Annotated in this window: 8 protein-coding genes; 7 read left to right on the plus strand and 1 reads right to left on the minus strand. The window is 62.4% G+C overall.

Annotated elements, in window-relative coordinates; all coding sequences use genetic code 11:
* Positions 1–60: 60 nt before the first annotated feature.
* Positions 61–819 (minus strand): collagen-like protein, encoded by a 759-nt coding sequence (locus AC07S6_RS27200; RefSeq protein WP_490613680.1) that lies wholly within the window; start codon positions 817–819, stop codon positions 61–63.
* A 179-nt stretch (positions 820–998) separates the two neighbouring features.
* Here AC07S6_RS27200 and AC07S6_RS27205 point away from each other — a divergent pair, with 179 nt between their 5' ends.
* The 7 genes from AC07S6_RS27205 (at position 999) to AC07S6_RS27235 (ending at position 8,554) form a co-directional block, all read left to right on the plus strand.
* Positions 999–1,496 carry a DUF6231 family protein gene (locus tag AC07S6_RS27205; RefSeq protein WP_495113407.1) on the plus strand — a complete coding sequence of 166 codons (498 nt, stop codon included), beginning with the start codon at positions 999–1,001 and terminating at the stop codon, positions 1,494–1,496.
* Positions 1,497–1,500: 4 nt separating this feature from the next.
* The gene (locus AC07S6_RS27210; RefSeq protein WP_034125936.1) at positions 1,501–1,971 is read left to right on the plus strand and encodes a YchJ family protein; all 471 of its coding nucleotides are present in this window, start codon (positions 1,501–1,503) and stop codon (positions 1,969–1,971) included.
* 21 nt (positions 1,972–1,992) lie between these two features.
* On the plus strand, positions 1,993–2,475 hold the full coding sequence (locus AC07S6_RS27215) for an LEA/WHy family protein (protein ID WP_054897983.1): 483 nt from the start codon (positions 1,993–1,995) through the stop codon (positions 2,473–2,475).
* Complete coding sequence (locus AC07S6_RS27220; protein WP_003189235.1) at positions 2,472–2,672, plus strand: SEC-C metal-binding domain-containing protein; 201 nt, start codon at positions 2,472–2,474, stop codon at positions 2,670–2,672. Before AC07S6_RS27215 ends, AC07S6_RS27220 begins: the two co-directional genes overlap by 4 nt.
* Positions 2,673–2,946: 274 nt before the next feature.
* On the plus strand, positions 2,947–5,388 hold the full coding sequence (locus AC07S6_RS27225; protein ID WP_495113408.1) for a penicillin acylase family protein: 2,442 nt from the start codon (positions 2,947–2,949) through the stop codon (positions 5,386–5,388).
* A 530-nt stretch (positions 5,389–5,918) separates the two neighbouring features.
* Positions 5,919–6,923 (plus strand): ligase-associated DNA damage response exonuclease, encoded by a 1,005-nt coding sequence (locus AC07S6_RS27230; protein WP_495113409.1) that lies wholly within the window; start codon positions 5,919–5,921, stop codon positions 6,921–6,923.
* Positions 6,920–8,554, plus strand: coding sequence for an ATP-dependent DNA ligase (locus AC07S6_RS27235; RefSeq protein ID WP_495113410.1), 1,635 nt, complete (start codon positions 6,920–6,922; stop codon positions 8,552–8,554). The genes AC07S6_RS27230 and AC07S6_RS27235 overlap by 4 nt, the downstream gene beginning before the upstream one ends.
* Positions 8,555–8,627 lie beyond the last annotated feature (73 nt).

The raw sequence follows: 8,627 nt of genomic DNA on the forward strand, positions 1-8,627 counted from the left end.
CTGGAATGCATTCCAAATGTGGGAGCCGGGCTTGCCCGCGATAGCGTCAGGCCAGGCGACTCAGAGCCGCTGGATAGTCACAGACCCCGCAGGCCCAGCCGGCCCCGGTTGCCCCTCCAACCCTGGCCGGCCCTTTTCGCCGCCGTCCGCGCGGTACACCAGGCAGCCCTTGGACTGCCCGCCCTTGCCGGGTTTACCTGCAACACCCGCCAGGCCTCCAGCCCCGCCATCGACCCAGACCTTGATCTGTTCAGCCGGGAATTCCTGTGGCAACTCCAGGCGTACTTGGGCGCCCGCTGCCCCTGGCCGGCCATCGCCGCCGTTATCGCCATTAAAGCCGCGCCCGGCGGAACCCCAGGTGCAACCCGGGTCCACGCCGTTGGCACCGTCCAGGCCCGCATATCCTTGAGCTCCAGCGCCACCACGGGCATCCACCGACAGCGCTTGGGCAGTCAGCGAGTTAATGCGCAAGGTCAGATCACGCCCAGCCTTGGCGGGTTTTTCGTGGGTGCCGGGGGCGCCCCGTGAGGTGATCTGGCTACCGTGCTCCAGCTGCGCCTCGCGTACCTGCATTTGCAAGGCGCTATTGCCAGGCACAATGGTGATGCGTGCGTCGCGCCCCAAGTGCAGCTCATCCACCGTGACCTGGCTGATAGTGGCCGGAATCAGCAAGGTGCCGTAGTCCGCTACGTCCAGGCGTTCAAGCTGCAACACGCTGGTGCTGCTGGGCAGGCGCATCAACGAATTGGTTTCGACACTGACGCTCTGGGCCAGGGCAACGGGGCTGACCAACAGGGCCAACAGAAAAACCTTACGCATCATGGGGCTCCTGAGTGTTTTCAAATTTTTCTTTGAGCGCACAGTAACGACTTCTACCGGCGATTTGCCAGTGAAGGATCAAAAAACTTCAATTCCACCTCGGTGGGTATCGACCGCCGCGCTCTAGGCCCACGCGCCCAGCCGCGCTAGTCTCTACGGTCTTGATGCGAGGATCTGCAATGACCGCTGGAATTTCTGCCCGTACGCCCCAACACGCCTTGGCGGCCCTGCTGGACCTTCACAGGCCAAAACGCCTGTTGTTAGTGGGCGCCAGCCAATTTCCGACGCTGGATGCCTTCAAAGCTGCGCACCCGGACACCGAGGTGTTCTATGCCGCGCCAGGGCCGTTGTCGGAAGACCTCGCGGTGCAGCGTTTTGACCTCGCGCTGGTGGTCGACTGCCTGGAGCACCTGCCCAAACCCCAAGGCCTGACCTTGCTCGGTGGCATTCGTAACCTCAACGCCAGCCGCATTGCGGTGCTGGTCGACCTGAGTGCCTGCGACTGGAAGGACACCGACTTTTTCTCCCTGGCCCTGCAAGCCGGTGAACGCTTCCAACGCGATGATCAGGTACTCACGCTGTTTACCTATGATCTGCTTGACTATAAACAGGTGCCGGACTGGCTCAACGCCCGCTTCTGGGCCAACCCGGAAAACTTCGGAAAGTATTGGTGGTAACCCGATGAGTACATCCATTTGCCCGTGTGGCAGCGGCAATCTGCTGGATGCCTGCTGCGGCCATTATCACGCCGGTCACCCGGCCCCCTGTGCCAGCGCGTTGATGCGCTCGCGCTACAGCGCCTATGTGCTGGGCCTGGTCGATTACCTGGTCGCCACTACGCTGCCTGCGCAACAGGCCGGCCTGGACCGCGACGCCATTGCCGCCTGGAGTGCCCAGAGCACCTGGCTGGGCCTGGAGGTGGAAAGCTCCGAGGTATTCGGCGGCCAGCCTGAGCACGCCTTTGTCACCTTTACCGCGCGCTGGCATGACGCTGCCGGTGAACATAGTCACCGCGAGCAGTCTTCTTTCGTACAGAATGAAGGGCGCTGGTACTTCATCGACCCTACGGTAGAAGTGAAGGCCGGACGTAACGATGCCTGTTTGTGTGGCAGCGGGCAGAAATTCAAGAAGTGCTGTTCCAGCTACTTCTAATCACTCGACGGGGATAGCGCCATGCTTCGGATGTATAGCTTGATGCTGGCGTTGACCCTGGGCCTGACCGGCTGCGCGTCCTGGTTCGAAGACGACGCGCCGCCCCCCCACGTTTCCCTGGTCAAGGTCGAAGTGGTGCGGGCCAAGCTGCTGGAACAGAAATTCAAGCTGTACTTTCGCGTGGACAACCGCGACGACGCCGACCTGACGGTGCGCGGCCTGGTCTACAAGGTCAGCCTGGGCAATCTGGTGTTGACCGAAGGCGAGTCCAACGAGTGGCTGACCGTACCGCCACGCGGTCACAAATTCTTCAAGGTCTCTGTGCGCACCAACCTCTGGCCACAGGTGCGTGAGGTGGTGCAGATGCTGAAAAATCCCGACCGGCCCGTGCCTTATCGTTTAGAGGGCGAACTGAAAACCGGATTATTCATCGGTAATGACGTGCAGGTGGCACACAATGGCGAGATAATCCCCGGCGATTTTATTCCGGAGCAACATCGATGACACAGCAACCTCATGTCCATGGTCCTGACTGCAACCACGATCACGACCACCATGATCACGACCACGGCCATGTCCACGGCCCGAACTGCGGCCACGCTCATCAAGAGCCGGTGCGCAATGCGTTGAAGGACGTCGGTCGCAACGATCCTTGCCCGTGCGGCAGCGAGAAGAAATTCAAGAAGTGCCACGGCGCTTAAACCGTACTGAAGATCAAAATGCCGGCGGCCCCCGCCCCAGCCTTGATCCAAGGTTGCAGGCGATCAAATGTGGCAGCGGGCTTGCTCGCGAATGCGTTCCGTCAGTTGATACAGACACTGACTGATACACTGTTTTCGCGAGCAAGCCCGCTCCCACACAGGTCTGCGCCTGACTCAAGTTCTAATGCTTAACCCAAAACTCCCGCTTGCGTCGTTTCGCCGCGCTCACTAACGTAGCGCCTTTACTGACGCTACCCCCCGCAGGAGCTTTGCCATGGCCTCGCCAGCCCTCTTACATTTTCTTCCCCGGTTCGGCGTTGCCGCGGCAGTGGTCAGTGCCTTGGGCCTGGCCGGTTGCCAGCTCCAGAACACCCAGGACACCCTGCCGCCCGTTGCTGGCGTGCAGCCAATCAAGGGCCTGGCACAGAATGTGTCGGTGCGCCGCAATGCCCAAGGCATGCCGCTGATCGAAAGCAACACCTTCCACGACGCACTGTTCAGCCTCGGTTACGTGCACGCCAGCGACCGCATCACCCAGATGGTCACCCTGCGCCTGCTGGCCCAGGGCCGCCTGGCGGAAATGTCGGGGCCGCAAGTGCTGGACGTCGACCGTTTCATGCGGGCGGTCAACCTCAAGAAAAGCGCTGGCGAGTTGTATAGCGCCTCATCGCCGCGCCTCAAACGCTTCTTTGAAGTGTATGCCCGAGGCGTCAACGCCTACCTGTTCCGTTATCGCGACAAGTTGCCGACGGACCTGGCCCAGAGCGGCTACAAGCCCGAGTACTGGAAGCCGGAAGATTCGGCGCTGCTGTTCTGCCTGCTCAATTTCAGCCAGTCGAGCAACTTGCAGGAGGAGCTTTCGTCCCTGGTGCTGGCGCAAAAGGTCGGCGTCGACAAACTCGCCTGGCTCACCCCAAGCGCACCGGACGAACCCGTCCCGCTGGCCGAAGCCGACAAGCTCAAAGGCGTCAACCTGAGCCAGATCACCGGCCTCGCCGGGCTAGAGACGGTGGGCCAGCAATTGCGCAGCCTTAATGCCCTGGGCGTCACCACCTCAAGCAACTGGGCCATTGGCCCGCAACGCAGCCGCAGCGGCAAGAGCCTGTTGGCCAACGACATCGCCGCGCAGCCACAAGCACCGTCGCCGTGGAACTACGTGCAGATTCGTGCGCCCAAATACCAGGCCGTCGGTGCTTCGATTGCCGGCCTGCCGACCCTGCTGTCGGGTTTCAACGGCAAGGTCGCGTGGAGCATGAGCGCGGTCAAGGGCGACACCCAGGACCTGTTCCTCGAGAAGGTCAAACGCCAGGGCAATGCGCTGTACTACGAGAACAACGGCAAATGGCTGCCGGCCGGCGTGCGCAACGAAACCTTCTTCATCAAGGGCCAGCGCTCGATTCGCGAAGTGGTATACGAAACCCGCCACGGCGCCCTGCTCAACAGCAGCCAGGCGCTTACCAGCGGTCTTGGCCTGGCCTTGCAAACCGCCGACCTCAAGGACGACAAGAGCCTGGATGCGTTCTTCGACCTGTCCCGCGCACAAAACGCCGGGAAGGCCTCGGATGCTACCCGCGAGATTCGTGCCATCGCCCTGAACATGATCTTCGCCGACGCCAGCAACATCGGCTGGCAGGTCACCGGCCGTTTCCCCAACCGCCGCGAAGGCGAAGGCCTGTTGCCATCGCCGGGCTGGGACACGCGCTTTGACTGGGACGGCTACGCCGACGCGATGCTGCACCCGTACGATCAGGACCCGGCCCAAGGCTGGATCGGCACCGCCAACCAGCGTACCGCGCCGCGTGGCTACGGCATGCAACTGTCCAACGCCTGGGATGCACCGGAGCGCAGCGAGCGCCTGGCGCAACTGGCCAACGCCGGCAAGCATGACAGCCGCAGCCTGATCACCATGCAATACGACCAGACCACCCTCTTCGCCGCCAAGCTCAAGAACATGTTCCAGGCACCCGGCATGGCCCAGCCGCTCAAGCAGGCCATCGAGGCCCTGCCGACAGCGGAACGTGCCAAGGCCCGCGAAGCACTGGAGCGCCTGATGGCCTTCGATGGTCGGCTGGCAACCACCTCGGCTGACGCGGCAATCTACGAACTGTTCCTGCAGGAAAGCGCCCGGCAGATCTTCCTGGACAAACTCGGCCCGGAAAACAGCGCCAGTTGGAAAGCCTTCGTCAGCAACGCCAGCCTGTCCTACTCGGCCATCGCCGACCACCTGCTGGGCCGCGAAGACAGCCCGTTCTGGGATGACACGCGTACCACGCAAAAAGAAGACAAACCCGCGATCCTGGCCCGCACCCTGGCCGCCGCCATCACTACTGGCGACAGCCAACTGGGCGCCGATCACAAGGCCTGGCAGTGGGGCAAGCTGCACAGCACCACATGGAAAAACACCAGCGGCCAGGTCCTCCGCGGCCCCTTTGCCAGCGGTGGCGACCACAACACCTTGAACCCGGCGCCCTATAGCTGGGGCCAGGACTTCAACGCGACCCAGGTGTCGGCGCTGCGCATGATCATCGACTTCGGCCAGGCGGAACCGATGATGGGCCAGGGCGGCATCGGCCAATCCGGCAACCCGGCCAGCCCAAACTATGTCAGCGGCATCGACCCGTCGTTGAAGGCGCAGTACCTGAGCTTTCCGATGCAGCCGCAGAACTTTGAAAGGGTCTATGGCAAGACGCGGTTGACCCTGACGCCTGGCAAGTAACCCGGTTTTCCCAGAAGAAACCGCATAAAACTGTGGGAGCCGGCTTGCCTGCGATAGCAGCCGAGGGTAACCACGATGCGAAGCGAGCCGCTCTTGATCTGCTTTTGATCTCAGGCGCCCCGTTAAACCACGCTGGCCGTAATTCGACAGGGATTTGGGGGGTAAACCGGCAGGGATGCCGGTTTAGCCGCCCCGCGCCATGGATGGCGCGTGGCGGCGGCCCCCCAAATCACTGGCGAATTACGGGCACACCGAGCCCAAGCGAGGTGCCGAGTGGTGGGGCAAGAGCCCTTTTGGTTACTTTTGGCTGGGCCGGCATTCCGGGCTCTTTTCCAAAAGTGACCCGCTGTAAAAGCGGAACCGTAAGTGGCCGTTACCGCAGAAATGGATATGCACACGGATAACAGCTTCGGCTGTCAGGCCGTCATCGCAGGCAAGCCAACTCCCACCTTTGTACTACCTGCATTCAGATAGAACTTCTGCACCCAGCCCCGCCTCATAACTAACAAGCCCACCGCCCCGGCACCCCCATGGACCTTGTCATCGCCCGCCCCGAAGGCCTCTACTGCCCTGCCGGTGATTTTTACATCGACCCCTGGCGCCCAGTAGAACGTGCAGTCATCACCCACGCCCACGGCGATCACGCCCGCACCGGCAATCAACACTACCTGGCCGCCGCCCCCGGCGAAGGTATCCTGCGCTGGCGCATGGGCCAGGACATCAACCTGCAAACCCTGGCCTACGGCGAACGGTTGGTGCATCACGGCGTGACCTTGAGTTTTCATCCAGCCGGGCATGTTCTGGGCTCGGCCCAGGTGCGCCTGGAATACCAGGGCGAGGTCTGGGTGGCGTCCGGCGACTATAAGGTCGAGCCCGATGGTACCTGCGCGCCCTTCGAACCGGTGCGTTGCCACACCTTTATCACCGAATCCACCTTCGGCCTGCCGATTTACCGCTGGCAGCCCCAGGCGCAGATTTTTGCCGGGATCAATGACTGGTGGCAGGCCAATATCGCCAGCGGCAAAGCCAGCGTGTTGTTCTGCTACTCCTTCGGCAAGGCCCAACGCATCCTCCATGGGCTGGACGCCAGCATCGGCCCGATCCTCAGCCACGGCGCGGTCGAACCGTTGAACCGGGTGTACCGCGAAGCGGGCATCTACATCCCCGAGACGCTGTATGCCGGCGACTTCAAAAAGACCGACCCACTGCTGCGCCAAGCCCTGATCATCGCCCCGCCCTCCGCTGGAGGCAGTACCTGGATGCGCCGCTTTGGCGACTACAGCGACGCCTTCGCCAGCGGCTGGATGCGCCTGCGCGGTACCAGACGGCGGCGCGGCGTGGACCGTGGCTTCGTGCTCTCGGACCACGCCGACTGGCCGGGCCTGTTATGGGCCATCGAACAAACCGGGGCACAACGGGTGATGGTCACCCATGGTTCGGTCGGTGTGTTGGTACGCCACCTGCGGGAAAAGGGCTTGGATGCCCAAGGCTTCAGCACCGAATACGGCGATGACGAAGAAGAGGCCACGGCATGAAAGCCTTCGCCGAGCTGTACGCCAACCTCGACGCCACCACTTCCAGCAATGCCAAGCTCGCCGCCCTGCAGGCCTACTTTCTGCAGGCGCCGCCAGCAGATGCCGCTTGGGCCGTTTACTTTCTTAGCGGCGGGAGGCCACGACAGCTGGTGCCGACGCGCCTGCTACGGGACATGGCCACCGAAGCGGCCGGTATCGAACCCTGGCTGTTCGAAGAGAGCTACCAGTCCGTAGGTGACCTGGCCGAGACCATCTCACTGCTCCTGCCAGAATCCACCTACACATCCGAAGACGGCCTGGCCGTGTGGCTGGAAGAAAAACTGCTGCCCCTGCGCGGTCTGCCACCCTTGGACCTTGCAGACCGGCTGCCGGCGCTGTGGGCGCAACTGGACCAACCGAGCCTGATGGTGTGCATCAAATTGATCACCGGCAGCTTCCGGGTCGGGGTATCCAAACTGCTGGTGACCCGCGCCCTCGCCGCCATGGCCGATCTCGACAGCAAACGCGTGGCGCAGCGGCTAGTGGGCTACACCGATTTGTCGAACCGTCCCACAGCCGAAGGCTATCTAAAGCTGATTGCCGCCGAATCGTCTGACGAGCACGCACAACGTGGCGGGCAACCCTATCCGTTTTTTCTGGCTCACGGGCTGGCGCAACCGATGGAGCAATTCGACACGCTGCTCGGTTCACCCGCCGATTGGCAGGTGGAATGGAAGTTTGATGGCATTCGCGCACAACTGGTCAAACGCGAGGGGCGCCTGTGGGTCTGGTCTCGCGGTGAAGAGTTGCTGACTGAACGCTTCCCCGAACTCCATAGCCTGGTCAGTGGCCTGCCCGACGGTACGGTGATCGATGGCGAAATCGTGGTGTGGAAAGACTCGGTACAACCCTTCGCGTTGCTGCAACAGCGCATTGGCCGCAAGACCCTGAGTAAAAAAGTCCTTGAGGATGCGCCAGTGGCCGTGCTCGCCTACGACTTGCTGGAGTATCAGGGCGACGACTGGCGCAACCACATCCAGGCCGAACGCCGTACCCAATTGGAACAGGTCATCGCTGCGTGCAACCAACCGGTGTTATTGCCCTCGCCCTTGCTGGAAGGCAAGACCTGGGCAGCCTTGGCCGAGCAGCGCGAAGCCTCTCGCAGCCTGGGCGTGGAAGGCATGATGCTCAAGGATCGCAACGGCCTCTACGGCGTGGGCCGCACCAAGGACATGGGCCTGTGGTGGAAGTGGAAGGTCGACCCCTTCAGCGTCGACGCCGTGTTGATCTACGCCCAGCGCGGCCATGGCCGGCGCGCCAGCCTCTACAGCGACTACACCTTCGCGGTATGGGACGGCCCGCCAGGCAGCGAGCGCACTCTGGTGCCGTTCGCCAAGGCGTATTCCGGGCTGACCGACGAGGAAATGCGCAAGGTCGACGCCATTGTGCGCAAAACCACGGTGGAGAAGTTCGGCCCGGTCAGCAGCGTGACGCCGAGCATGGTGTTTGAGCTGGGTTTTGAAGGGATTGCTCTGTCCAAGCGGCACAAGAGCGGGATTGCGGTGCGGTTTCCGCGAATGCTGCGCTGGCGCCAGGACAAGGCGGTGGATGAAGCGGACAACCTGGCCACGCTACAAGACTTGCTAGCCTGATGTAGCCCCTTGTGGGAGCTGGCTTGCCTGCGATAGCGGTGAGTCAGCACCCATGTAACAACTGACCCACCGC

The sequence above is a fragment of the Pseudomonas sp. GW821-FHT07B01 genome (assembly GCF_059419065.1).

What these genes read in the sequence shown, in the direction of transcription:
- AC07S6_RS27200 (WP_490613680.1), bottom strand. Translation starts at nt 819, where the DNA reads ATGCGTAAGGTTTTTCTGTTGGCCCTGTTGGTCAGCCCCGTTGCCCTG.
- AC07S6_RS27205 (WP_495113407.1), top strand. Translation starts at nt 999, where the DNA reads ATGACCGCTGGAATTTCTGCCCGTACGCCCCAACACGCCTTGGCGGCC.
- AC07S6_RS27210 (WP_034125936.1), top strand. Translation starts at nt 1,501, where the DNA reads ATGAGTACATCCATTTGCCCGTGTGGCAGCGGCAATCTGCTGGATGCC.
- AC07S6_RS27215 (WP_054897983.1), top strand. Translation starts at nt 1,993, where the DNA reads ATGCTTCGGATGTATAGCTTGATGCTGGCGTTGACCCTGGGCCTGACC.
- AC07S6_RS27220 (WP_003189235.1), top strand. Translation starts at nt 2,472, where the DNA reads ATGACACAGCAACCTCATGTCCATGGTCCTGACTGCAACCACGATCAC.
- AC07S6_RS27225 (WP_495113408.1), top strand. Translation starts at nt 2,947, where the DNA reads ATGGCCTCGCCAGCCCTCTTACATTTTCTTCCCCGGTTCGGCGTTGCC.
- AC07S6_RS27230 (WP_495113409.1), top strand. Translation starts at nt 5,919, where the DNA reads ATGGACCTTGTCATCGCCCGCCCCGAAGGCCTCTACTGCCCTGCCGGT.
- AC07S6_RS27235 (WP_495113410.1), top strand. Translation starts at nt 6,920, where the DNA reads ATGAAAGCCTTCGCCGAGCTGTACGCCAACCTCGACGCCACCACTTCC.